At 44.2% G+C, this 25,693-nt stretch carries 20 protein-coding genes; 16 read left to right on the top strand and 4 right to left on the bottom strand.

Annotation, left to right across the window (positions count from 1 at the left end; all coding sequences use genetic code 11):
- Window positions 1-128: 128 nt before the first annotated feature.
- From V1L65_RS13575 to V1L65_RS13550, 6 genes are all read left to right on the top strand, one after another.
- Complete coding sequence (locus V1L65_RS13575) at window positions 129-1,085, top strand: ABC transporter permease (RefSeq protein ID WP_331699704.1); 957 nt, start codon at window positions 129-131, stop codon at window positions 1,083-1,085.
- Window positions 1,086-1,098: 13 nt separating this feature from the next.
- Entirely contained in the window at window positions 1,099-2,007 is a 909-nt protein-coding gene (locus V1L65_RS13570) for a carbohydrate ABC transporter permease (RefSeq protein WP_331699703.1), read from the top strand.
- A 109-nt stretch (window positions 2,008-2,116) separates the two neighbouring features.
- A complete protein-coding gene (locus V1L65_RS13565) occupies window positions 2,117-3,655 on the top strand; it encodes an extracellular solute-binding protein (protein ID WP_331699702.1) in 1,539 nt (512 codons plus the stop codon).
- A gap of 146 nt (window positions 3,656-3,801) precedes the next feature.
- Entirely contained in the window at window positions 3,802-5,379 is a 1,578-nt protein-coding gene (locus V1L65_RS13560; RefSeq protein WP_331699701.1) for an FAD-dependent oxidoreductase, read from the top strand.
- 81 nt (window positions 5,380-5,460) lie between these two features.
- Window positions 5,461-6,156 carry a hypothetical protein gene (locus V1L65_RS13555; protein ID WP_331699700.1) on the top strand — a complete coding sequence of 232 codons (696 nt, stop codon included), beginning with the start codon at window positions 5,461-5,463 and terminating at the stop codon, window positions 6,154-6,156.
- 17 nt (window positions 6,157-6,173) lie between these two features.
- On the top strand, window positions 6,174-7,742 hold the full coding sequence (locus V1L65_RS13550) for a DUF4127 family protein (protein WP_331699699.1): 1,569 nt from the start codon (window positions 6,174-6,176) through the stop codon (window positions 7,740-7,742).
- A gap of 47 nt (window positions 7,743-7,789) precedes the next feature.
- Here the strand turns inward: V1L65_RS13550 and V1L65_RS13545 are convergent, their stop codons facing one another.
- From V1L65_RS13545 to V1L65_RS13535, 3 genes are read right to left on the bottom strand one after another with little or no spacing between them, the layout of a single operon-like run.
- The gene (locus V1L65_RS13545; protein ID WP_331699698.1) at window positions 7,790-8,953 is read right to left on the bottom strand and encodes a DHHW family protein; all 1,164 of its coding nucleotides are present in this window, start codon (window positions 8,951-8,953) and stop codon (window positions 7,790-7,792) included.
- Between the two features lie 17 nt (window positions 8,954-8,970).
- A complete protein-coding gene (locus V1L65_RS13540; protein WP_331699697.1) occupies window positions 8,971-10,374 on the bottom strand; it encodes an MBOAT family O-acyltransferase in 1,404 nt (467 codons plus the stop codon).
- A gap of 37 nt (window positions 10,375-10,411) precedes the next feature.
- On the bottom strand, window positions 10,412-11,053 hold the full coding sequence (locus tag V1L65_RS13535) for a DUF4358 domain-containing protein (RefSeq protein ID WP_331699696.1): 642 nt from the start codon (window positions 11,051-11,053) through the stop codon (window positions 10,412-10,414).
- Window positions 11,054-11,495: 442 nt separating this feature from the next.
- On the opposite strand from V1L65_RS13535, the gene thrC reads away from it, so the two are divergent.
- The gene (gene thrC / locus V1L65_RS13530; protein WP_331699695.1) at window positions 11,496-12,890 is read left to right on the top strand and encodes a threonine synthase; all 1,395 of its coding nucleotides are present in this window, start codon (window positions 11,496-11,498) and stop codon (window positions 12,888-12,890) included.
- 580 nt (window positions 12,891-13,470) lie between these two features.
- Window positions 13,471-15,009, top strand: a complete 1,539-nt coding sequence (locus tag V1L65_RS13525; protein ID WP_331699694.1) for an ATP-binding protein — start codon at window positions 13,471-13,473, stop codon at window positions 15,007-15,009.
- Window positions 15,010-15,036: 27 nt separating this feature from the next.
- Here the strand turns inward: V1L65_RS13525 and V1L65_RS13520 are convergent, their stop codons facing one another.
- Window positions 15,037-15,912 carry an AraC family transcriptional regulator gene (locus tag V1L65_RS13520; RefSeq protein WP_331699693.1) on the bottom strand — a complete coding sequence of 292 codons (876 nt, stop codon included), beginning with the start codon at window positions 15,910-15,912 and terminating at the stop codon, window positions 15,037-15,039.
- A gap of 145 nt (window positions 15,913-16,057) precedes the next feature.
- On the opposite strand from V1L65_RS13520, the gene V1L65_RS13515 reads away from it, so the two are divergent.
- The 8 genes from V1L65_RS13515 to V1L65_RS13480 all read left to right on the top strand — a co-directional run bounded on the left by V1L65_RS13515 (window position 16,058) and on the right by V1L65_RS13480 (window position 25,546).
- A complete protein-coding gene (locus V1L65_RS13515; RefSeq protein WP_331699692.1) occupies window positions 16,058-17,116 on the top strand; it encodes a Gfo/Idh/MocA family protein in 1,059 nt (352 codons plus the stop codon).
- Entirely contained in the window at window positions 17,113-17,970 is an 858-nt protein-coding gene (locus tag V1L65_RS13510) for a sugar phosphate isomerase/epimerase family protein (RefSeq protein WP_331699691.1), read from the top strand. The genes V1L65_RS13515 and V1L65_RS13510 overlap by 4 nt, the downstream gene beginning before the upstream one ends.
- Before the next feature lie 21 nt (window positions 17,971-17,991).
- On the top strand, window positions 17,992-18,873 hold the full coding sequence (locus tag V1L65_RS13505; RefSeq protein WP_331699690.1) for a sugar phosphate isomerase/epimerase family protein: 882 nt from the start codon (window positions 17,992-17,994) through the stop codon (window positions 18,871-18,873).
- Window positions 18,874-19,150: 277 nt separating this feature from the next.
- Window positions 19,151-20,998 (top strand): sensor histidine kinase, encoded by a 1,848-nt coding sequence (locus V1L65_RS13500; RefSeq protein ID WP_331699689.1) that lies wholly within the window; start codon window positions 19,151-19,153, stop codon window positions 20,996-20,998.
- Window positions 20,998-21,819 (top strand): response regulator transcription factor, encoded by an 822-nt coding sequence (locus V1L65_RS13495; protein WP_442955697.1) that lies wholly within the window; start codon window positions 20,998-21,000, stop codon window positions 21,817-21,819. The genes V1L65_RS13500 and V1L65_RS13495 overlap by 1 nt, the downstream gene beginning before the upstream one ends.
- Before the next feature lie 177 nt (window positions 21,820-21,996).
- On the top strand, window positions 21,997-23,334 hold the full coding sequence (locus V1L65_RS13490; RefSeq protein WP_331699687.1) for an ABC transporter substrate-binding protein: 1,338 nt from the start codon (window positions 21,997-21,999) through the stop codon (window positions 23,332-23,334).
- A 457-nt stretch (window positions 23,335-23,791) separates the two neighbouring features.
- Window positions 23,792-24,670: a carbohydrate ABC transporter permease gene (locus V1L65_RS13485; RefSeq protein WP_331699686.1), complete on the top strand. Its 879-nt coding sequence runs from the start codon at window positions 23,792-23,794 to the stop codon at window positions 24,668-24,670.
- Between the two features lie 75 nt (window positions 24,671-24,745).
- Entirely contained in the window at window positions 24,746-25,546 is an 801-nt protein-coding gene (locus V1L65_RS13480) for a carbohydrate ABC transporter permease (protein ID WP_432501408.1), read from the top strand.
- The last annotated feature ends 147 nt before the right edge of the window (window positions 25,547-25,693 follow it).

Genomic DNA, 25,693 nt, shown 5'->3' with positions numbered 1-25,693 from the left:
TTCTTTTTGAAAAAAGGAAATGAGAATACCAGAAAAGGTAATGATAGCCGCCTACTACTTTAGTGCCAAACATCTTACAATGATCACAGATTGGATGCTACGAACAACTTGATTGGGGGGAACACACTATGAAGTCCGTGCACCAGGTCGGACCCAACCGCTCTAAATTCGGAAAATTTATAAAGCAATTGCTGGTAGATATAAGGAAAGATTGGGATTTATATATTGCATTAATTCCTGGTATCGCATTTTTGCTGCTGTTCAAGTACACGCCAATGTATGGTATCATAATCGCTTTTAAAGATTTTAATATTTTTCAAGGCATGGCGGAAAGCGCATGGGTCGGTCTTAAGCATTTTGAAAGATTGTTTACTTCATCAGGCTTTATGCAAGTATTCCGCAACACACTCATTATTTCGATTTATAAAATCGTATTTTTGTTCCCGCTGCCGATTATTATCGCCATTATGATGAATGAGCTGAGAAAAGCTATTTTCAAGCGGACCGTCCAAACGATCGTCTATTTGCCACATTTTCTTTCTTGGGTTATTGTAAGCGGTTTATTCATTGACCTGCTTTCCGTAAATGGCGGGCTAGTCAATAAGCTGATCGTGTCGCTGGGCGGAGAGCCGATTCGCTTTTTTCTGGACAATGACATATTCCGCTCCCTGCTGATCACCTCTGCCGGCTGGAAGGAGATCGGGTGGAACTCGATCATCTATTTGGCTGCGATGGCTGGCATCGATCCGCAGTTGTATGAGGCGGCCAAAATCGACGGGGCTAATAAATGGAGGCAGACGTTCCACATTACATTGCCGGGCCTTATTCCGATTATTGCCCTGATGTTTATATTGAGGCTTGGCGCGATTCTGGAAGCAGGCACCGAGCAAATTCTCGTCATGTACAATCCGAGCGTGTACAAGGTGGCAGACGTAATAGGCACTTATGTGTACCGTGTCGGACTCGGGGAGCAAAATTACAGCTTTTCTACCGCAGTCGGATTGTTTGAATCGATCATCGCCTTTTTCCTCATTATTACAGGCAATTACTTGAGCAGAAAATATTTGCAGCGCGGCATTTGGTAAGGGGGTATCAATTATGAAAGCAGTAACAGGCTCAAATGCTATTAAAGATTCTGTCGGAGAAAAAATATTTTCTGTGTTCAACTATACTTTTTTCATTCTTTTCAGTCTGACGACGCTGTTTCCTTTTATCAATCTGATTGCGAAATCGCTAAGCAGCGAAGCGGCAGTGTTATCGGGCAGGGTCAATTTACTTCCTGTTGATATCCAATTCGGCACCTATAAATACGTGGCGAGCAATGCCATGTTCCTCAATGCATTAAAGGTCTCTGTCTTTATTACCGTTGTCGGAACGCTGCTTGCTTTATTTATGACTGCATTGGCAGCGTATCCATTATCAAAGGTGAGGCTGCGCGGCAGAACATTTTTTATCATCATGTATATTTTTACGATGCTGTTTAGCGGCGGCTTGATTCCTACTTACTTGCTTATGCGCAGCATCGGATTGGTTGACCAGCTGCCGGTATTGTTTCTGCCCGCGATGATCAGCGTCTACAATATGCTCATTATTAAAAGCTATTTCGAAAATTTGCCGGATAGCCTGGAGGAATCGGCCAAATTGGACGGCGCCTCCAACTTGACCATTCTATGGCGCATTACGATCCCGCTTTCGTTGCCCGTGCTTGCGACAATCGCGCTATTTTACGCAGTGCAATTTTGGAATGATTATTTCGCATCTTTAATTTATATTAACTCGCCAAGCTTAAAGCCGCTGCAGCTGTACTTGAAGGAGCTGTTCGTTACATCGAGCGATGCCTTCCTAAGAAGCGGCAATCAAATAAATGTCGAGGCTGCGATGAATGCATCGCCGCAGTCGATCCAGGCGGCCTCCATTATTTTGGCGACGCTGCCCATCTTAATCGTCTATCCATTTTTGCAAAAGTATTTTGTCAAAGGCGTTCTAATCGGTTCCGTGAAAGGTTAAAGCATGTAAATTTCAGCAGGAGGTGAGGGAGAAGGCGGAAGGATGCCAGGGAATGGGAATTATGCAGTGGTTATAATTTTTCATTTATAATAGGGAGGTAGGTAGAGATATGAAAAAAGCAATTATGACTTCAATATCCATCATTATGATCCTGTCATTAATTATTGGCTGCAGCAGCGGAGGCGGCAAAGAAGGTGACAGCTCCAGCTCGCCATCGCCATCTCCAAGCAATAATACACCTGCTAGTGAAACGCCTGCAGAAAATAAGGAAAAACCTGTGCTGCGCCAGCTTATGCCTTACAACCGCTTTGATCCTAACAGTTATGTTGTTTCTGATTTTTTAAGAGAAGCTACTGGCTATGAAGTCAAATATGATATGCTGCCGGTAGAAAATGCCGATGAAAAATTAAATCTGCTAATGGCTAATCAAGAGCCTTATGATTTTGTGAAGGTGAATCCCACTCAATTCGCTCACCTGGCTTCGTCAGGAGCACTAGAGCCGCTGGATGAGCTGATTGAAAAGCATGGAACGAATATGAAAAATGTGATTAGTGAAAATACTTGGAACGGCGCGAAGATGAATGGGCAAATACTGGCGATCCCTGAGTCCTCAGCGAGCGGCTTGTCTGTCGGCACTGCCTTATTATACAGGCAGGATTGGCTGGATGAGCTGAGCTTGCAGGCCCCGACGAATTTGGATGAGCTGGTCAATGTGCTGAAAGAAATTAAAGCAAAGAAAAAGGTTATTCCTTTGACGGGCGGCAAGGACCCTTTCCAAGGTGAAATTGGTTCCGCTATGGGTTGGAATTATGGCATAGGCCAACAATTCAATGTGGCTGGCGATAAGATTATTCATATGGTAGAAGACCCGAAAACAGTCGAATACTTAACGTTTATGAATCAGTTGTATACAGATGGCTTGCTTGATCCGGAGTGGGCGATTAATCAGGCAAACATTCTTATCGAAAGATTCTCAAGCGGCCAGGCCTTTATGCTGCGTGAAGGCTGGTGGAATGCGGCAAATATTAATAATGCAATGTCATCCAGCAATCCGAATGCTATAATCGGCATACTGCCTCCAATGAAGGACGCAAGCGGCAAAGCAGGCGCGATGGCTTCAGGCGGTATTTCGAACTTTATCGTTATTCCGAAGTGGGCGCCTAATAAAGAAGAAGCGATCAAATATCTGGATATGAAATTTGAAGAAGCAACGTTCAAAAAGCTTGCGATTGGAGAAGAAGGCAAGCATCATAAGTTTGAGGACGGTAAATACTACCCGATCCTTCCTATTTTTGAGGATGAATGGAACTTTGCGAGCGATCTGTTAACAGGAATCGATGAAGAGAAATATCCAACCTATTGGCAGGCGCGTGTACGCAAAAATCCATTCGTACAAACTTATTATGAAACGATGCAGGAAAATGCGAAGGGCATAATTTACTACGATGCTTTAACATTTGCTCCGCCAATCGCTGATGTTTCCAAGCATAAGCTGAAGCTTCACAAATTTGTGGAGGATGAGTTTATTAAGTTTATTACTGGAGCAGAGCCAATCAGCAACTACGATAAGTTTGTACAGCAATGGAGAGCTGACGGCGGGGATGAAATGATGAAGGCAGCCAATGATTGGTATGCTACAACAAAATAAATAAGCAGGCCTATGGAGCCCGCAGCAAGCTGCTGCGGGCTCTGGCTGTAACGGAGAGCAAGATTCAATGTATCGAATACCATAGTTGAAAGTGTTACACTTGAATATAGGAACAGCTTCATTCTATTGTAAAGGTGGTTTGAAAAATGAAAAAAAGCGAGTTGGAAGCAGAAGTTGTCATATTAGGCGGCGGAACAGGCGGCTGCACAGCGGCTCTTGCCGCTGCCAGCATGGGGATGCGAGTCATCATGACGGAGGAGACCGATTGGCTGGGCGGCCAGCTGACAAGCCAGGCGGTGCCGCCAGATGAGCATCGCTGGATCGAAAGCTTTGGCTGCACCCGGACATACCGGGAATTCCGCGACCGCGTGCGAAGCTACTATAAGAATAATTATCCAATGTCGAAAGAGGCATTGGAGGATGAACGGCTCAATCCCGGCAATGGCTGGGTTAGCCGCATTTGTCACGAGCCGCGGGTTGCGCTGCAAATTATCGAGGATATGCTGGCTCCTTATATAAGCAGCGGCAGAATCACTGTTTTATATGGCTATGTGCCTGAATCAGCTTCAACTGCGTCTGACGCCATTGAATGGGTGCAGGTGAAGAATATCGTCTCTGAAGAGGTGTTGAGGCTGACAGGGGCTTACTTTTTGGATGCTACGGAATGCGGGGATTTACTTCCGCTCGTTGGCGCGGAATATGTAACCGGAGCCGAAGCCAAAAGCGAGACGGGTGAGCCGCATGCTGTCGAAGCTGCCGATCCGCTCGACATGCAAGCATTTACTTATGTATTTGCGCTCGATTATAAGGAGGGCGCGGATAATATTATTGAAAAGCCGGAGCAATATGATTTTTGGCGCCAATATATGCCGAGCTTTTCGACCTATCCGCTGTTGAGCTGGTTTGTGCAGGATATTAATAAATCAGATCAAATAAGAAAGTTTACTTTTATGCCTGAGGAAGGCGAGGAAATGCCTTTATGGACATATCGAAGAATTATAGATAAGGATTTGTTTGCAGGGCTGTATGAAAGTGATATAACACTTATTAATTGGGCGCAAAATGATTATTTCCTAGGTCCGATCTATGAGGTGTCTCAGGAGGAAAGAGAAAAGCATTTGCATGGAGCCAAGCAGCTGAGCTTGTCGCTCGTATACTGGCTGCAAACAGAAGCGCCCCGTCCAGACGGCGGCAAAGGGTATCCCGGTCTAAGGCTGCGTAAAGATGTGTTTGGCACGGAAGACGGATTGGCCAAGTATCCGTACATCCGCGAGTCGCGACGGATTAAAGCGATGTATACAATTACAGAAACGGATGTCAGTATAGAGGAGCGAAAAGAGCTCGGAATCAAGCGTTATGAGGACAGTGTCGGCGTCGGCAGCTATCATCTGGATCTGCATCATACGACGAGGACGTATCGCAGCTTCTATATTCCTACTTATCCGTATGAGCTGCCGCTTGGCGCCATGCTGCCAGTACGCGTGAAAAATTTGCTGCCTGCCTGCAAAAATATCGGTACGACACAAATAGCAAATGGCTGCTATCGTCTGCATCCAACAGAATGGAATATAGGCGAGGCGGCAGGCTGCTTGGCTGCTTATGCGGTCAAAAATCGGATTACGCCCCGAGAGGTTAGAGAGAACAAGCAGCATCTGCAAGCTTTTCAAGCGATAATTCAGCAGTATGGCGTTGAGATTCATTGGCCGGATGATATACAGTTGTAAGAGTTGGCATAGCTTTACTATCATAGAGACAGCTATTGCTAATGAAATGTTTTAAATAAATGGACAGGAAGGGAAGACACTATGACTAAGTTAGTACAAATGCTGCAAAAGAAGGAAATGTCGCTGATCGTAAGCTTACCGTCTAATAATTATGAAGTATTCCAAGCGGCAGTTGAAGGCGGGGCAGATTCGATTAAAATTCATTTCAATGTTGATCATCGGGCAAGCGGCAATCATTTTTTATCTGTGGATCATTATAAGGAGCTCATAGGGCGAATGGTTAATTCATTTAGCGGCCCGTTAGGAGCTGTTGTAGGAGACGCGCTGCATAAAGTGACTAAAGAGGAAGTGGACCGGCTGGCTGAAGCGGGCTTTGACTTCATATCCTTATACACAAAGCATGCTCCCGGATGGCTATGCTCTGAGCGCAGGTTGAGCAAAATGCTGGCGGTAGATAACAATTATACCGATCAATTGATAGCTTCCTTCAGAAGTATGCCTATTGAGGTTCTGGAAGCTTCCATCATACCGGGCGAGGAATACGGAACATCCTTGTCCATTCATGATTTGCTAAACTATCGTCATTTGACAGAGCTGGCAGGCAAGCCGGTAGTTGTGCCAAGCCAGCGCAAAATTGAGGTGCATGATTTGGCAGCGCTGCAAACGGCCGGCGTTCAAGGCGTAATGATCGGAGCAATTGTAACCGGTACGGAGGCGCAATCGATATACGAAGCAACGAAAAAAATGCGGCAAGAGCTTGATAGACTAGCAGGTTAAACAGGAGAGTGACTCAAATGTGGAAAATAGCGCTTCTTCCGCTGGACAGCCGCCCATGCTGCCAGCAGTTTCCTCAGTTAATCGCCAATATTGCCGGTGCAAAGCTAGTTACGCCGCAGATCGAGCTGCTTGGTAAATTTACGGAGCCCGGAAGCTGCGAGGCGGTTAGCAGTTGGCTTCGTTCTGCAGCCGAGGAGGCAGATGGGATTGTTGTATCGGCGGATCAGCTTGCATACGGAGGATTGATCGCTTCACGTACGCACGATAGAACATTGGAAGATGCGCTGCGGACACTGGATGTGCTGCGTGACATCAAAACGCGCTATCCTGCAAAGCCCATTTATGTTTCAAGCGTGCTGATGCGTATCGGCATTACAGGCAAAAATGCGCAATTTGCTCAGTATTTACAGCTGGTTTTTGAATACTGTCAGCTGCATGATCGCATTAATCGGCTTAAGGAAACAGGGCTGGAAGAGCCATTCAAGCGGGTTAAGGAGCAGATTCCTGAGGAAGTGCTGTCCGATTTTTTTAAAGCTCGCGAGCGAAACATGCATATTCATAAGCTTCTGATTGACTGGGCAGCGTCCGGGGCGATTGATTTTTTAACGATAACGCAAGAGGATGCCAGTCCTGTAGGCCTGCATGTATCGGAACAGTATGAGCTGCAGCGTTATATTTATGAACGCAGCGTTCAGGCTAAGACGATGATATACCCTGGGGCGGATGAAGCCGCGCAGACGCTGCTTGCAAGATTGCTGCAGAACCTGCAGCAAAAGCGGATTAAGGTGTATCCGCAATTTACGTCCGAGTCTGCTAAGCTTGCTGTTGCTCCGTATGAGGACAGACCAATTAATGAGAGCGTAAAGCTGCATTTATGGGCGGCGGGGGCTATAGTGGTGGAGACGCCGAATGAGGCTGATTTCATTTTATCTGTGAGCGCTCCAATGAACCACGCAAGCATGCCTGCCAGCGGGCTTAGAACAGCCTTCTTTGATTCACGCCATATGCTGACGGATCTGGTAGAGAAGGTAAAGTATGATTTGTCAGCAGGACGCAGGGTTGCAATAGCAGATGTCGGGCTGCCTAATACAGCGGATATAGAGCTTATCCAATATTTATTGGATGAGCGGCTATTTACCCAATTGAGCGGTTATGCGGGATGGAATACAGCCGGCAATGCGCTGGGAACTTGTATAGCCCATGCTGTAGCACGAACGCTTAATGATAAGGATGACGGCGAAAATAGTAAAGAAGCTGATCATGCACATTATTCTTTTTTAATGTCACGGCTAATGGATGAATGGGGATATCAAGCGCAGGTAAGGGATCAGGTAAACGATTGGGTAACGAAACATACGTCGGTTAGCCCATGGAACTTGGAGTCGGATTACGAGGTTGTCAATGAACAAGCAGTTCTGCGTATGAATGATCTGTTTGCAGCTGTGAAGCAGCGGCTGCTCGAGGCACAGCAAGCCTCCGCAGCAGCCGGCTGCAGGGAATGGATTGACGCAGAGTTAACCTTCGTACAGCTACCCTGGAACCGCACGTTTGAAATTGACGTACGTGTAGAGGTAAAGCTGAAATAGGATGGATTTTTAAAAAAACGCGCCTGTCTAAAGGACGGCGGAGCCGTTTATCCTTGATATTTCAGCTTTAAGATATTTTGCTCCGATGCAAATGTAGTGCTATTGAATAAAAGCAGAGCATCATTAATTTGGTGCTCTTGCATATAGCCGCTAATGCTGCCGTTGTAATAGCGGATATCGATCACATGCAGCTCGCGCACATGAGCGGTCAGAAATGGCAGCATGCTGTGAGCATAGGAGTCTTTCACAATGAGCAGCTTGTCAAGATCAGTCTGCTGCTCCGCAAGATCGGATCTGATTTGCATAAGCGCATGAACTCCGCCTTGAAAGTAGGAGTATTTATCTTTTTTATCCAAATAGGAAGGATCATACAAGGAGCTGCTCGTCGTATCTGTATCTGCGATGTACAGCTCTTTGTTTATCGTTTGTTTAGGTTCATAGATTTGAATAGAATCAGGCTTTACTCCGCTGAACAAGCTTCTCGTATGAAAGCTTCCAAGAAAGCTGTTGGTTACCGTATTGATTTGGAACTGGTCCTCCTCAAGCGGCTTCCAGCCCATTTGCTCCGCATAAGCTTTATAGGCCAAATAGGCGCCGTAGGTCGTCCAGTGATGATCTGTTTTATAATAAAGCGGCTTGTCGCTATTTTTCATTGGCTCCAGAAAGGTGAAGCCGTCAAGCCAGCTTAAGCTATGCTCAACCTGTTGTCCGATAAATTGATGAATCAGCTGCTGAGAATAGGATTGCGCAAGTAAAGGCAGCTTGTCAGCGTAAAGACCGATAGAGGTCGGGGCTAGCAAAAACGTTATATTTTGGCTTGGATACTGGCTTGCAAATTGATTGACAGCATCGGTGTATTGCATCAGTTTGCCGTAATCTGGCTCCTCCAGCTTCTCGAATAGACAGCCGTCCTTGCCGCGGTAGAAACCGTTGTTTTCTGACTGCAGCCTGATCTGCTCCATAACAGATTTGCTTTGCACCCATTGGTCGCGAAATGGAAAATGGTCGGTTACATAGGTTTCAGCATCCTTTGTGAACGAACCGTCAAACAGCTTTTTCCATGTAAATTGCGGCACCGCCTGCAGGCTGCGATTTTCCAGCTCGGAGAAAAAGCTTTTGGGCAGCAGGATGAACAGGAGACATAAGGCGCTTAGAATAGAAATGAAGCTCCATGTGTACAGCTTGCTGATCGTTCTATTTGTTGATGACATGTCTGGAGCCTCCTTGCCTAAAACCTGAAGTATAGAAACGGATTGAATGAAGCATCAACCAAATAAGCAATTGAAGCTAACAGCAATAACAAGTGCCAAATAAGTCCAGCTGCTTGAACGGAAGCTGAGCTTGCCCGATTAACGAGCAGCTTTGCTTTGCTGATTGGGATAGACGCTGCGATGAGCAGCAGCAGCAAGATGGCGTTTGTATACCATTCATACAGTGCGGCATCGTTCCATAATGGCATGCTGTTGCCGCCAAACATCGCTGTAAAATATGCAGCGATATCAGGCAGTGATTCTAACGCGAACAGCACCCATCCGAATAAGATGAGCAGCAAAGCGTAGCTATGCCTTATCCAAGCTGGCGATGCTTGCAAAAACCGCAGTATAAACCATTTTTCAAATATAAGGATAATGCCGAAATAAACGCCCCATAACAAAAAGTTCCAGCTTGCGCCATGCCAAATTCCGGTCAGCATCCAGACGATGGCAATGTTGCGCAGCTGCTTGAGCAGGCCATGTCTGTTGCCTCCCAGCGGGATATAAACATAGTCGCGAAACCATGTTCCGAGCGAAATATGCCAGCGCTGCCAAAACTCCGTAATGCTTTGCGATATATAAGGGTAATTGAAGTTTTCATTGAAACGAAAACCTAGCATTAGCCCAAGTCCGATAGCCATGTCCGAATAGCCGCTGAAGTCGAAATATATCTGGAATGCAAAAGCGATTATACCGAGCCAGGCCATAAGCACCGTCAAACTGCCAGTGGGCTGTGAAGATATTTGATCCCATAACAGGCCGATATTGTTGGCGAGCAGCACTTTTTTGGCAAGTCCGATAATAAATCTGCGTACGCCTTCTGCAAACATGGAATGCCCGATTGTGCGATCGCGCAATTGCTTCGCAATCGTCGTGTACTGTACGATTGGCCCGGCAACAAGCTGCGGAAAGAGTGAAATATAAGCAGCAAAATCAAGCCAATTGCGCTGAGCCTCTGCATCTCTGCGGTACACATCGATAATGTAGGAAATCGATTGGAATGTATAGAAGGATATGCCGATCGGCAGCGGCAAATCAAGCAGAGGCATGGAAGTTCCCAGCAGGCTGTTCAAATTACTGATTAAAAAATCGGCGTACTTGAAAAAGCCAAGCACGCCCAGATTAATTGCTATTGATGCAGCGACGATAAGCTTTCTGCGCAAAGGGCTATGCTTTGGACTGCTCAGAAGCAATCCGAATACATAATCGCCGATCGTAGCAAATAGCATCAGCACAATATAGACAGGCTCTCCCCAAGCATAAAATACAAGGCTTGCAAGCAGCAGCACCAGATTTTTCAAGCGCTTGGGAGAGACATAGTATACCAGCAATACGGCTGGCAAAAACAGAAACAAAAATAATAGGCTGCTAAAGACCATGTGGCCTCCATCTTTCTCTAGTTAGTAGAAGGTCGTTTTATTTTGCTTCAAAGAAGCTGTTGAAGGTTTCAACAATTTGATCGGCCGACTCAGAAATAACGAATAGCATGTATTTATCGTTTGTTACAATTTTATAATTTTTCGCATTTTCATATTGATCCGGCAAGTATGTTTCGAACTGCTTCTGAACATCGGCGGCACGCTTTTTCATGCCTTCTTCAATTGCAGCCTTGGACGCATCGTCCTTTGCTTTGAAAATAGCAATTTCATTCGTTTTCACATTCATCATAGGCATCTTGATTGCTAGCTGCTCAGCAGTCGCCGGGTCCAAATGATACATATCTTTTACCATTTGCGCATCCATCGCTATAAGAGATGGCTGTTCAACTATGCTTAAGATAGCGTCCACCATCTCGGCAGGTGTGCTTTCTGTTGTAATGTTAGCCGCGCCATTGCCATCATTATCGGAAGGCTGCTGTTCATTGTCATTGTCAGGTTCTTTATCTTTATCTCCATCATTGTCATTTGATTGGTTGCCAGCTCCATTGCCGGAGTTGTCACTTGCGCCTTGCTCGGTTGGAGGAGTAGCTTCAGGATCCTTTTTGTCGTTGCCAGCACAGGCTGTCAAGGCAAGTCCCATTGCGATTACTAGCATAAATGCAATTATTCTTTTTTTCATATGTTTCTCATGCTCCTTTATGTCTAAGTTGTGGTCCACATTATCTCAAACGGGTATGGGACAAATTTTGTTGCATACTTACTTAAACCTGCTACTTCTGAACTAAGTCATATAGGTGTTTTTTTACAATTGAACAGATGGAGATTCTATGTTTGTATATTCGATTTTTGCTTTGAAATAGCGGAATTTGTGAAACATTTGGATGTACCGCTCCAATTACTATTTGCGGTAGATTGTGAAATAATTCCATGATCAGCCCGATGACTGATGGATCATTTAAAGAGCATCTAATGACAAAAAGACTGTTGCGGGCTTTAATCGCGCTGGTTTTTTATTATTAATGCACAGTTTTATTCGATTTTTCAGGTAAACGATGATAAAATGCTTACAACAGCATTTTTGCGAAATATTGACTTTGAGCGGTCTGTAGGAGGAACTTTAAATGGAGTACATTAGTACAAGAGGCAAGGTTGGCAATATCGGATTTATTGATGCTTTTATGATGGGGCTTGCAAATGATGGCGGTCTTCTTATTCCAAAAGAAATTCCGGCAGTTTCAGCTGAGCAATTGAAAGATTGGCAAAAATTAAGCTATCAAGAGCTAGTGCTTGCCATCTTTGAATTATACACGAACGGAGAAATTCCCCAGGAGGATTTGAAGCAGCTCATTAAAGACAGCTATTCAACCTTCCGTACACCTGAAGTTACACCTGTTCATAAATTAAATGACGAGCTTTATTTGCTAGAGCTATTCCACGGCCCAACGTTTGCGTTCAAGGATATTGCATTGCAATTTATGGGGCAATTATACAGCTATGTAGCATCGAAGAAGGGTGAGAAGATTCATATTCTTGGCGCAACTTCGGGCGATACAGGCGCTTCGGCCATTGAGGGCGTTCGCGGCAAGGAAGGCATTAAAATTTGTATATTGCATCCGAACGGCAAAGTAAGCCGCGTGCAGGAGCTGCAAATGACAACTGTTATGGATGACAATGTGCTGAATCTTTCAGTAGAAGGAAACTTCGACGATTGCCAGCGCATGATCAAGGAGCTGTTTGCTGATCTTGATTTCAAAGCAAAAAATCATTTGGCAGCTATTAACTCAATCAACTTTGTACGCATTATGGCGCAGACGGTTTATTACTTCTATGCGTATTTCCGCGTGGCGGAGCAAGCTGGTGCTGTTAAAGTTAACTTCAGCGTGCCTACAGGCAACTTCGGCGATATTTTTGCAGGCTATTTGGCGAAGCGCATGGGATTGCCGGTTAATCAGCTGATTTTAGCTACTAACGAAAACAATATACTTGAGCGCTTTATTCATGAGGGCATCTATATGCCGGGCGAATTCCGCGCGACATACTCGCCATCGATGGATATTCAAGTTGCGAGCAACTTTGAGCGCTATTTGTACTATGTGCTTGACGAAAATCCAGAGACGATTGCCGGGCTTATGGAGCAATTCAAGGCTGAGGGCAAAATCGAAATTTCGCAAGAGGCACTTGCCAAGGTGCAGGCAGAATTCAAATCGCATGGCGTAGGCGGAAACGAGTGTCTTGCTACAATTACTCGCCATAACAAGGAAAGCGAATATTTGCTTGATCCGCACTCTGCTTGCGGCGTAGCTGCAGCTGAGAAATGCGCTCCTGCAAAGGAAATCACTATTTCTCTTGCTACGGCTCATCCAGCGAAATTCAATGAAGCGATTGAGCTTTGCGGCATTGAGCAATCCTTCCCAGAGCAAATTGCAGCGCTATTCGATAAGCCTCAGCGTCAAACGCTTGTCGACGGCGTATTGGCTGATATCGTAGCCGAGCTGGAGAAGTTCTACAATAGTTAACAGCGGCAGAAGGGTATTCCCTGCAACACATATTTATTCCATGTCATAGTGTTATTATTCTGACCCGCTAATTATTTAGCGGGTTTTGTTTGAATTATTTATAACTCGACGATCGCAGAGCAAAAATCAGCATAAAGGTAAAATGGAACCTATAATCAGCTGCATAATTGCGTAACGGTTGCTAGGAGACTGTCGATTATTAGTGGGCAACTATTGATAAGCAATGAGAAAGGGGAAAAGGAGAGCAAGAATGGGAATGGAGAAGCGGCAGCGTCCGCCTTTGTAGGCTAATTTTTTCCTTTACAGGGGTTATTTCATCATAAAATTAGACTACAACAGCGGTCGGAATCCCAATCTTGATCGCAGTGACACCCCTTTTTATTGCTTGTTGCAACTATCCACAATTAATCGACAGAGGTCATTATTGTCAGTACAACTGCGACGAAGCAAGTCAACTCGACTTAAATGCAAGGAAATTTAAGTTTGGTTAGAGCTTCTGCTTGTGTACAGTGGTAAGCTTAGTAAGTATGATAAGTAAATTTAATCGAATAGGACAATTGTAAATCGGAGGCTGTTCAGGATGCAGGAGAAAGGATCTACAGATAAAACAAGAAACGACTTCCATCTAAGCCATTTGGCTTCTGTCGGACAAATAGCCGCGGGTATCGCCCATGAGGTTAAAAACCCGCTGACTGCCGTCAAAGGATTTCTACAGTTGTTAAAAGAAAGAAATGAAAGGGATTACATAGAAATTGCTGAATCAGAGCTAGAGAATGCAATTGATATTTTGCAAAACTTACTTCATGTGTCTAAGCCTGATTTAGAGGAAGAGCCTTACGTATCGATTGACTTGACAGTCGAGCTGGAATCGTTGACACAGCTGTTCCAGGATCAATTTTATCGGGTTTCTGTTCATACCAATTTGCAAGAACCAGGCACATACATTTTGGGTAAAAAGAATCAATTAAAAAAGGTGTTTTTCAATTTGTTGAAAAACGCTTTCGAGGCTATCCCTGAAAAAGGTTCGATCCATATTGAGCACTTGTCAACTGAGGATGAAGTGACAGTTTGTATCCAGGACGATGGTGTAGGCATCCCGCATGAAAAGCTTCGTATGCTGGGTACTCCATTTTTTACGACGAAAGCAAATGGTACCGGGATGGGGCTGACTCTCGTATACTCGGTGATTTATCAGCATAACGGTTCGGTCGAAGTGCAGAGCATGGAAAACGCGGGAACCAAATTTACAATTACTTTTCCGAAAGAAACAAAGAATATGAAATGGAAAGAGGTAATTTGTCTGGAGTTGGAACAAACGACGAACTTGACAGATTTTTTCGTAGTAAACCGAGAAGTTTTCGAACGACGTCTATTGATGGGAGCAGTCAGCGTCCGGGATAAAATCGAAGAAATTCTTGCCATCGGGAATATTAACTTGTTGGATAACGCTCATAAGCTGGTGCTATTCGTTATTGAAGGAAAAGAGTATGAAGTAATTGCTTTTGCAAAGCAGGAAGGAATTACATGGGCGAAGCATTCGTTAACTCTCGCCTTCAAATTGGAATGGATCCAGGCAGTTCGACGTGTCATGTGGGACTTTTTGTATAATTATGATCGACAGCACAACCAAAACGCCAGCAAGGAGCATTATTTTAACCTGGAAAAAAACATCAATCAGTTAATGGATCAATTCCTTAATCAACTATTCATCAGCTACTCGCATTTTAAAGATGATCTGATACTGGCTCAGCGAGAAATGGTAACGGATCTTTCCGTTCCGATTATTCCGTTGACTCCATCAACTTCTATTCTGCCCTTGATCGGCACGATCGACGAGGCCCGCGCCGACACGATTGAGGACAAAGTCATTACACAAATCGGCAATGAGCGAATCGAAACGTTAATCATTGATTTGTCAGGTGTAATGGAGATGGAGCCCGAAATCGTTAGAAAGCTTATCAACGTCTTAGATGGGATTACTATGTTGGGTGGTCAGCCAATCGTAACTGGGCTCCGGCCGGAGATCGTGAAAATGATGATTCGGTCGGGCTTGTCCTTCGAACATAAAGCAATTACAAAAGGCACCCTGCAGCAAGCGTTAGTGGATCATTTGAAATAATCTTGTATTTAAGAGCAAGGGATATGTTTACTTCAGCGCACGATTCCTCAGCGCAGAAGGAGAGGCTTGCTTGTGCTTCTTGAACGTGCGGCTGAAGTAATAAATATCGTTGAAGCCGGATCTAGCTGCTATATCGGTTATTGACAGGCTGCTATGGCGCAGCAGGTAGTCGGCCTTGTCAAGCCGAATGGCCGTTATATATTCGGTTATCGTTCTTCCGCTGATCTCCTTGAACAGGCGGCTGAAGTGAAAACGGCTAAGCCCGGTCATATCCGCCAGCAAATCTACGGAAAGCTCCTCGGAATAGTGCTCCTCTATATATTGAAAGACGGGGTCAAACCGCTCTATATTTTTCATGCGCTGTACATATTCGTCCTGTGACAGCTCTGTTGCAACGTGATTGCGCAGCAAAATCGTCAGCAGACGATAAAGCTCGGCTTTAATGGCAAGCTCATAGCCGAATTGCTGCTGCGACAGCTCTTCGACGATAACCATCATACATCGCTGAGCAGCGCTGTCATCTTTAATATAATTGTGCAGCAGCAGCCGATTTTGCGAAATCGGCGTAATGAATTTGCTCTCAGCCGCGTCTACGAATTGGCTTTGCAGCAGTGATAAATCTGCAATTAGCGCGTAATAGGACAGCTTGTTGGATAAGCTTACGCCATAGTGAAGCTCATTGCTGTTTACGACAACAATATCGCCCGCTTTGGCAATAATCGGCTTGGAGCCGCACTCGAAATTAGCAACGCCTTCTACGACATACAGAATTTCGATGTGCTCATGCCAGTGATGCGGAAACACGACTTTTCCATACTGCTCATAGTTAATGCGATGCACCTTTATAGGAAAATTGGGATTGGGCATATTCATCGTCTCGCGCAGCGATTCGATTTTTTTCATATTGCAGGAACCTCCTCCTGAATAGCACAAAAGTACAAATAAAACGCACACCGATTCATGGCAACTTGTTTCCATTACATTATAATACGTAGTGAGAAGATAATACACTATTTGTATGAAGTATACTAATTGAGGTGACTGGGGTATGAAAAAAGTACAGGTTGGCGTTATTGGTGTAGGCTCGATTTCACAAATGCATCTGGACTCGTATCACAAGCATGATGGTGCAACAATTTATGCTGTTTGTGACTTGAATGAAGAGCGTGCAAAACAGGTTGCAGAAAAGTACGGCGCAACGAAGGTTTATACAGACTATAATGAACTGCTTGCTGATTCTGAGGTAGAAGCAGTTAGTATTTGTACATGGAACAACACCCATGCTGAAATTAGTATTGCAGCACTTCGTGCAGGCAAGCATGTGCTTGTTGAGAAGCCGCTCTGCCGCACAGTAGAGGAAGCGCTTGCTGTTCAAAAAGCTGTGGAGGAAACAGGAAAGCTGTTGCAGGTTGGTTATGTTCGCCGTTACGATTCCAATGCGCAGATGCTGCGCGATATGGTTGATAAAGGTGAATTTGGCGAGCTGTATTATGCCAAGGCTTCTAATCTTCGCCGCTTCGGCAACCCAGGCGGCTGGTTCTCAGATATTGAGCGCTCAGGCGGAGGACCGCTTATTGATATCGGCGTTCATGCCATTGACCTTTGCTGGTACATGATGGGCCGTCCAAAAGTAGTATCGGTTAGCGCAAATACTTACAAAAAGCTTGGCAACCGTGCAAACATCAAAAACCTGTCCCACTACAAGGCAGCGGATTATGATGCTACGAAGAATACGGTTGAAGATTTGGCAAATGCTATGATTCGCTTTGAAAATGGCGCTTCTATTATGGTTGATGTGAGCTTTACGCTGCATGCCAAAAAGGATGAAGCATCGATCAAGCTTTACGGTGAAAAGGGCGGCTTTGAAATCGATCCTAATCTCGTTATTGTTTCCGAGAAAAACGACACTATTCTAAATATTGTTCCGCAAACAGACAGCGATAAATTCGAGTTTGTGAGCGCGTTCCAAAATGAAATCAATCATTTTATTGATTGTGTAACAAATAATAAGCAGCCAATCAGCCCAGTTGCTGACGGTGTAGAAATGATGAAGATTCTATGTGCAATTTATGAATCAGCAGCTAAAGGCGCGGAGGTAAGACTATGAAATTAGGAGTAAGCACTTATAGTTTATATAAAGCATATGCCGCAGGCGAAATGTCAGTAACCGACATTATTGCTTATGTCGCTGAGATTGGCGCAGATCATGTTGAAATCGTTCCGATTGGCTACAATCTTGTCGAGCAGCCGGAAATGATCGATACGATTAAAAATCAAGCTGCGAAAAGCGGTATCGAATTGTCCAACTATGCGATTGGCGCAAACTTTGCGGATTTGAACGATGAAGATTACCGCAAAGAAATCGAGCGTGTGAAGAAGGAAGTGGACGCAGCAGCAGCGCTTGGCGTTAAGCGCATGCGTCATGATGTTGCTTCCTCGAAGGATCTTTCGATCTCCAACTTCCTTAGGCAGCTGCCGCGCCTTGCTGATGCTTGCCGCGAAATTGCTGATCATGCGAAGCAATACGGCATTATTACAAGCGTGGAAAACCATGGCTTTTTCATTCAACACAGCGACCGCGTGCAAGCACTAGTTCATGCGGTAGATCGTGAAAACTTCAGAACAACATTAGATGTCGGCAACTTCCTATGTGCGGATGAGCCTTCAATTCAAGCGGTTAAAAACAATATTTCTATCGCTTCTATGGTTCATATCAAGGACTTCTTCTACCGTCCTGCAGACAGACAGCCAGGCGATGGCTGGTTCAATACGACGAACGGCAACTGGCTAAGAGGCACAATCGTCGGCCATGGCGATATCGACATGCGCCAGGTGCTCAGCATCGTAAAAGGCAGCGGATACGACGGCTACTTGTCCATCGAGTTTGAAGGCATGGAAGAGTGCAAAAATGCAACGAAGCTTGGCTTTAACTATGTGAAGCAGGTTTGGAACTCACTATAATACCGAGGAGGCGTATAACAAATGGCAATGGAAAATAAAATTGGTGTCATTGTAGACAGCTATCAGGTAGGCGTGCGTGAGGGCTTGAAAAAAGCAAAAGCAGCTGGCGCCGATGGCGTTCAAATTTATGCAGTTAAAGGTGAATTTTCTCCACAAGCGCTAAATGCTGCGGCGAGAAAAGAATACCGTGACTATATTGAATCGCTAGGTCTTGAAATTTCCGCAATCGTTGGGGACTTGGGCGGCCATGGTTTCCAGGATGCATCGGCTAATCGTCAAAAAATCGATGAATCCAAGCGCATTATGGAGCTTGCAATGGATATGGGGACGAACATTGTTACGACTCATATCGGTATTGTGCCAGACGACAAAAACTCTGCGATTTACGAAGCAATGCACAAAGCTTGTGACGAGCTGAGCACATTCGCAAGCGAAATGGGCGCCTATTTTGCAATTGAGACAGGTCCGGAAACCTCTGCACATTTGAAGAGCTTCCTGGATACGCTAAGCTCCAAAGGCGTTTCCGTCAACTTTGACCCTGCTAATATGGTCATGGTTACAGGCGATGATCCGGTGCAAGGCGTACACAATTTGAAGGATTACATCGTGCATACGCATGCCAAAGACGGCATTCAGCTTCGCCCGGTTGATCCTCGTGAAGTATATGGCTTCCTTGGCTTTGAAAAAGGCATGGATCATGATGTTATTGCTCAAATGGCTGAATCCGGCGCTGCTTTCCGTGAAGTTCCGCTTGGCGAGGGCAGTGTAGATTGGAAGGCCTATTTGCAGGCGCTTCAAGATATCGGATATAAAGGCTACCTAACGATTGAGCGCGAGGTAGGCACGAATCCGGAGGCTGATATTCAGCTTGCCGTAGATTTCTTGAAAAAGCTGAAAGGCTAATCATTTCATTATAAAAAAAGAAGAATGCTTAACGGCTGCAGCAGCTGTTAGGCATTCTTTTTTTTGAGATCCTTGATATTATAAGACTTTATATGTTTTCACTATAAACTTATTCTTATAATTCTCGAAGAAACCGTACGTCTGAGAAGGACGACTGTGTTGTTCTTTCTTAATAGAACAAATCTTTGTTGTCAGAAGTTACTAATGCAGCATAACTATACAAAATGCCTAGAACCGTTCTGTGCAAGCGGACTGATGCTATAATAAAATCACAGAAATGATGAGTATGACATATAGCGGAGAGGGGACGCAACTCGTGGGGGCAATTTGGAAAAGGCTGTTTCCGCAAAAGCTAAAGTATCGTTTATTTATGTCTTTTTTTATTCTCATTTTAATTCCATTTAGTGTGCTGCATTTTTACAATTATCAGCGGGTTGAACTCGTTATCCAGCAAAAAATCAGCGAGAAAAGCCATGATCAGCTGGAGCAAATTATTCAATCGCTCGAGGACGTAATGAGTATCGCCTTTAAAACCTGGATTATGCTGGAGCAGGATTTGAAAGTCAAATCGATTCTGCTTCAGCCTGAAGAAGGATCTATCCTGGGTAATAAACGGGAAATGGAAGAAAAGTTTACCTCCATTAACAACAGCTTGTTTTTGCTTAATCCATTTGTTTATTACACCGTGCTTGATTTGAAAGGCAATATTTATACGTCATTTCAGCCTCGACGGGCTTTGAAATATGATGACTATAAAAGCAAGGATTGGTTCAGCACCGTGTTGAATAGCGATAGCTATGCCAAATGGATTACGAATGATGAAAACTATGTTTCGAACGATATTTCCTCCAGCAAGCAGCTTTTATCGATGTACATGGCTTTCAAGGATAAAAAAAATAATATGAAGCCTTACGGCATTGCCCGGATTAGCATTGATTACAACTACTGGTTCAAGTCTGTTATACATCGCTCATCACGGGATCAGAGCTATTTTATGGTTACTGGCGATGGGGAAATGGTAGCTCAGTCATCAACTGAGCTCAGTCTATCAGAGGAAGCTATGCTGCGGATTATTGAGGGTGGAGAAAAGGGCTATTTTATTGATAAAACTTCTGCAGCGCTAGTTAATTACAGTTATATTCCAACGCTTGATTGGTATATGGTAAATCGAACGCCGTCCGAAATATTGTTCAGTGAAATAGAGATGATGAAGAGCCAATATTTTTTAACGTTTGCGGCCTTTATGGCATTGTTCATTATGATGACGTTTATCATTTCTTCTACCATTACCCGTCCACTATATCATTTGCAAAAAAAGATGCGAGATGCGGTTCATAAGAGCTTGCGGATCCGATTGCCGCAGGATAAATACTCTGGTGAAATTCTTGAGCTGACCCGAACCTTCAATACGATGCTGGACGATATGAATACTTTAATCCAAAAGCTGAAAGAGGAAGAACGGCAAAAGGAAGCAGTGCATTTTAGAATGCTGCTATCGCAGATGAATCCTCATTTTCTGTTGAATACGTTAAATACGATGAAATGGAGCGCCATCCGAAGTCAAAACGAAGACATAGAGGAAATGTGTGTGGCACTCGGAAAGCTGCTGGAAATGAGCCTAAACTCGGAAATTGATATGATTCATTTGAAGGATGAGCTGGAGCTCGTACAAGCTTATGTGCATATCCAACAAATCCGTTTTAAATATAATCTTGAGGTGGAATATGAGGGTGAGGAGGACACGCAATTTGCATTAGTGCCAAAGTTCAGTATTCAGCCGCTGGTTGAAAATTCAATCCGCCATGGCATTGGAGCTAATGGAGATAACATCAAAATTAAGATCAAAATATCTAAAGCAGAGAAGGACCGCTTGCGAATCGATATTATTGATAATGGCATTGGTTTAAAGGAAGCAGCGGAACAACGCCCCGGAAGAACACGGCGCGGCATTGGCATCTCCAATCTGAAGGAGCGTCTGGAGCTTCTGTTTAAAGAAAAAGGGCACCTCATATTAAAAGATGCTGAAGCAGGAAAAGGTACGCATGCCCGCATAGAAATTCCGCTGCTGCTGTCTATGCCGTATGAAATGTTAAATGGAAAACAACAAGAAATGGGGGAAGTATGATGTGGAGAGTCATTCTTGTTGAAGACGAAGTGTTCGTTAGGGAATCGGTGAAGGAGCTGATCGATTGGAACAGCATGGGGTTTGAGGTAGCGGGGGAGGCAGGCAATGGCGTTGAAGCTTTGCAGCTTATTCATGATATGAAGCCCGATCTCGTACTGGCAGATATTATTATGCCGCAAATGGATGGAATCGAGCTGCTCAAAAAAACGCGAGAGGCTGGCTACAAGACGAAGTTTGTTATGCTCACTTGCATGAGTGAGTTTGAATACTTGCGGCAAGCGATGGAATACGGCGCCTCCAACTATATTTTGAAGCTGTCTATGAATGTAAAAGACTTGCGTGAAACGCTGGGCAAAATTAGAGAGGAATTAAATAAAGAGCTGGCTGAGACAGCATCTGTTCAAGGGACTGGGACTAATGCTCCAAGCAAAAACAATCCAGCTTCGGAAGATTCGGCAAAGCATCCGGCCGTTGGAATCAAATTAGAAGAAGAAAAAATAACTCATCCGGAAGTAAACAAGATTATTGCGTATATTGAAGAGCATTATGCCGAGGATTTATCTGTAAAGTTTTTATCGCAGTATGTCGTTATGGGAGAGAACTACGTCAGCTCCTTATTTAAAAAGAAAACGGGGCAGACGCTTATTCATTATTTGCATCAGGTCAGAGTGGAGAAAGCGATCTGGTATTTGAAGAACTCAAAATTAGCCATTTCTGAAATCGGAGCGAAGGTAGGCTTCGTTAATGATAATTATTTTATTAAAATATTTAAGCGCTTCACCAATGAGACGCCCAGCCAGTATCGCAAGCAGCATGAATAACGGCGACCGGAAAATGATTGAACAAAACTATGTCTATGACAAAGCTCAAATTTGCTAATAATTGTTCTATCAATTTGACAGATTTGTTTATTCAGTGTTGGACTTCTGATTGTTAAGCTAAACATGTCAGCGATGGCAAATATAACGAAAGCAACAATTCAAGAGGAGGTCGGCACTTTGAACAACAGAAAATGGCTTACAGTATTGCTCGTATGCATGCTTGCTATTGGCTTGCTTGCAGGCTGCTCCAGTAAAGGAAATGAAGGCGGAGGGGGAGCTGCTTCTAACAATCCGGGGAATAACGGAGGCAGCGGAGGCTCGAAGGATGCACCAATCAAGCTGACGATGTGGGGAGGCGTTCCGCCGGAATCAGGTCCTCAAGCGGCAGTCGATAATTGGAATGCGGAGAATCCTGATATTCAAGTCGAGTATATCCGTTTCGTAAATGATGACGAAGGGAACTTGAAGCTGGATACAGCGCTTTTGACAGGACAAAATGTTGATTTATTCGTTGGCTACGATCTAACAAGGTTGACGAAGCGAGTTGAATCCGGAGCCGTGCTTGATTTAAGCGAATTCACAGATTATCCGATCGTTGAAAAAATAGGACCGGATTCAGAATCGTGGAAGATAGACGGAAAGTTTTATGGCATTCCAACTAAAAAAAGCGTAAACTTTGTCGCCTTGAATAAAGATATGCTTGATGAAGCGGGACTTGAAGTGCCGAAGGAATGGACTTGGCAGGAGCTGCGTGAGTATGCCAAAATTTTGACGAAGGATAATCGTTATGGCTTTATTCAGCATCTAGAAACGTTCCCTGGCCCTATGGATTCTATTCTGGATAAAACAGGCTATGTCAAAGCGGACGGCGCTTCGAATATGGATGATCCTAAAATCGTGGAGTGGCTGGAGCTAATGAACGGCATGATGAGCGAAGATAAATCGACTCCTCCATTAGGTGAACAAATTACTTCCAAAATGCCGGTTGAAAATGTATTCCTAAGCGGTGAAGCGGCTATGCTCAATATTGGAGAATGGCTGATCCGCAGCTCAAACAATTTTACAGATTTCCCGCGTGATTTTGAAATCGCTTTTGCGCCAGTTCCAAGAATGATGGATAATCCGGAAGATTTCCATATCGTCGGGGGCCTTGGTGATATTGTTTCGATTAACGCCAAGACGAAACATAAAGAAGCAGCTTGGGAATTTTTGAAATGGTATACCGATGGAGGAATGACGCCGCTTGCAGCTGGCGGAAGACTGCCGGCTTCCAAGGAAGTCGATCAGGAGGTAGCGCTGAAGAGCTTGCTCGGCGGCAATGAAGCTACTTATGATGTTCCTTCACTGAATTATGTTTTGTTTGAAGATCCGACCGTTACGTTTGTCAGCAGCATTCCACAAGAGATGAAGGACATGCGCAGACAGGAGTATGAGAAGTATTTCCTAGGCAATCAAAGCGTAGCAGATACAGTTGCGAATATGGTGAAGCGCCATAATGAGTTTTTGAAAAAATAAGCAGCGCTACCAGGGCGATCCCATGTCATGAACATGACGGGGATTGCCCTTTTTTTATTGCAATTTTTGAAGTTTCGCGGTCACAGTTTCCGCTATTCGCTCATTTACTGCCCTTTTCTTAGTGTTTTTGGAGCAATAGCGAAACGAGTGTCACTTTTATCGCGCAAATGAAGCGATTTAAGCACAATAGCGGATCGTCTGTCCAGCAAACAGTCACGCATACGGCGCAATAGTACATTTGGATCGTCTGTCCAGCAAACAGTCACGCATACGGCGCAATAGTAAATTTGGCATGTCTGTCCAGCAAATCGTCACGCTTACTTGGCACAATAGAACATTTCTTTCCTAGTTCCGCAATTGCGAATAATTGTTATATCAATCAGGTGGTTTTGTTCCTTAATTTGTGCGCCAGTCCTTGTTATCTTTAGAGTGACATAAAGAGAAAGAAGGCGGTTGAATGAACAACTGGATGAAACGGCAAAGCAAGCTTGGCTATTTGTTTATCGGGCCGAATATGCTAGGGATATTCGTATTTTTTGTATTGCCAGCGATATACTCCTTTTATTTAATGTTCACAAATTACAAATTTATGAATCCGAATGTAGAGTTTATCGGCCTTGCCAATATTAAACGTATGCTTAACGATGAAGTGTTTTATATTTCCTTAAAAAATACGGCCATTTTCTTATTGTCTGTGCCGGTGTCCATCGCGCTGGCTTTTGTCGTGGCCGTTGTGCTGAATCAAAAGCTGTATCTTAAAAAGCTGCTAAGGGCTTTATACTTTTTGCCGTATATTACAAGCGGCGTAGCCGTTGCGTTTGTATGGATGCTTCTGTTCCAGCCGACGCAAGGCCCCATTAATGCCGCACTTAAAATGATCGGGATTGCCAAGCCGCCAGGATGGCTGTCAACTACGGATACTTCCATGATTGCGATTGATATTATCTGGATTTGGTTTATGCTCGGCTACAACATGATTATTTATTTGGCGGCATTGCAGGAGGTATCTCCTGAGCTGCTCGAGGCGGCCAAAATCGATGGAGCGCGGCCGTTTCAATTGCTGCGCAAGGTCATTTGGCCGCTCGTCAGCCCAACGACCTTTTTATTGCTTGTAACAGGAATGATAATGACTGTCAAAACGTTTGGAATTATTCAAGCCATTACACAAGGCGGCCCGGGCAGCAGTACGACGATTTTGTCCTTGTATGTGTATCAAAATGCTTTCCGCTACTATGAAATGGGCTATGCTTCAACGATTTCCTGGGCTCTGTTCCTAATCATCCTATTGATTACGCTGGTGCAATGGGCAGGACAGAAACGTTGGGTTCATTACTAAAGAGGGGGAAGCAGGATGAAGGCATCGCTGACAAAATGGGAGAAAAGAAAAGAGCTCTTTAATCTCAAGCAATTTATGATTACATTACTTGTGCTCGCATGCGGCATCGTGATGGTCGTTCCCTTTCTGTGGATGATCAGCACGTCCTTTAAAACGCCAAGTGAAGTGTTTCAGTTTCCGATTAAGTGGATTCCAGATAAGCCGGTTATGGATCATCATATAAAAGTATGGTCGGGCGACAAAAGCTTTTTAACCTATTACTTAAATTCCTTGAAAATATCGATTATCAGTACGGCAGGAGCAGTTTTTTTATCCGCATTTGCTGCATATGGGTTTGCTCGTATTCAATTCAAAGGAAGAAATGTATTATTTGTTCTCTATCTATCGATGATGATGGTGCCGCCTCAGGTTTTGTTTATTCCAAAATTTATTATGTTTGAGTGGGCAGGCATCTATAATACGCATTTGGCGCTTATTTTGCCAGGCATGTTTACGATCTTCGGTGTGTTTATGATGAGGCAGTTTTTCATGTCTGTTCCTTATGAAATTTCAGAATCCGCCTTTATCGACGGTGCGGGACATTTGAGAATTTTCTTTCAAATCGTTTTGCCGCTAGCTAAGCCAGCACTTGCTACATTGGCTATTATCGATTTCTCTTGGCATTGGAACGATTACGAGAATGCTTTGGTGTTTTTAATTGATGAGAAGCTGTATACCGTGCCGCTCGGATTGCAAAGCTTTATTTTGGAAAATACAGTCGACTATAACGGAATGATGGCGGCAGCCTCAGCAGGCATTATTCCAATGATCATTGTGTTTTTATTCGGGCAAAGGTTCATTATTCAGGGTATCTCGAATTCTGCTGTGAAAGGCTGATGCATATCGTATTCGACTAAAGAAAAGCCGTACTCCTTAGGAGGCGGTTTTTTTGTTTTGAATTATAAAAATTTATAAGTTTTTTTCTATAAACTTGTTCTTATAATTCGCCGGTAAACTCGCCTTTCCAAAGGACGGCGGAGCCCT

It is taken from the genome of Paenibacillus sp. IITD108, from assembly GCF_036541265.1.
In the GTDB taxonomy this organism is placed as follows: Bacteria; Bacillota; Bacilli; order Paenibacillales; family Paenibacillaceae; genus Pristimantibacillus.
Note: the sequence above shows the minus strand (reverse complement) of the source record. Positions and strands in the feature narration are given on the sequence as shown.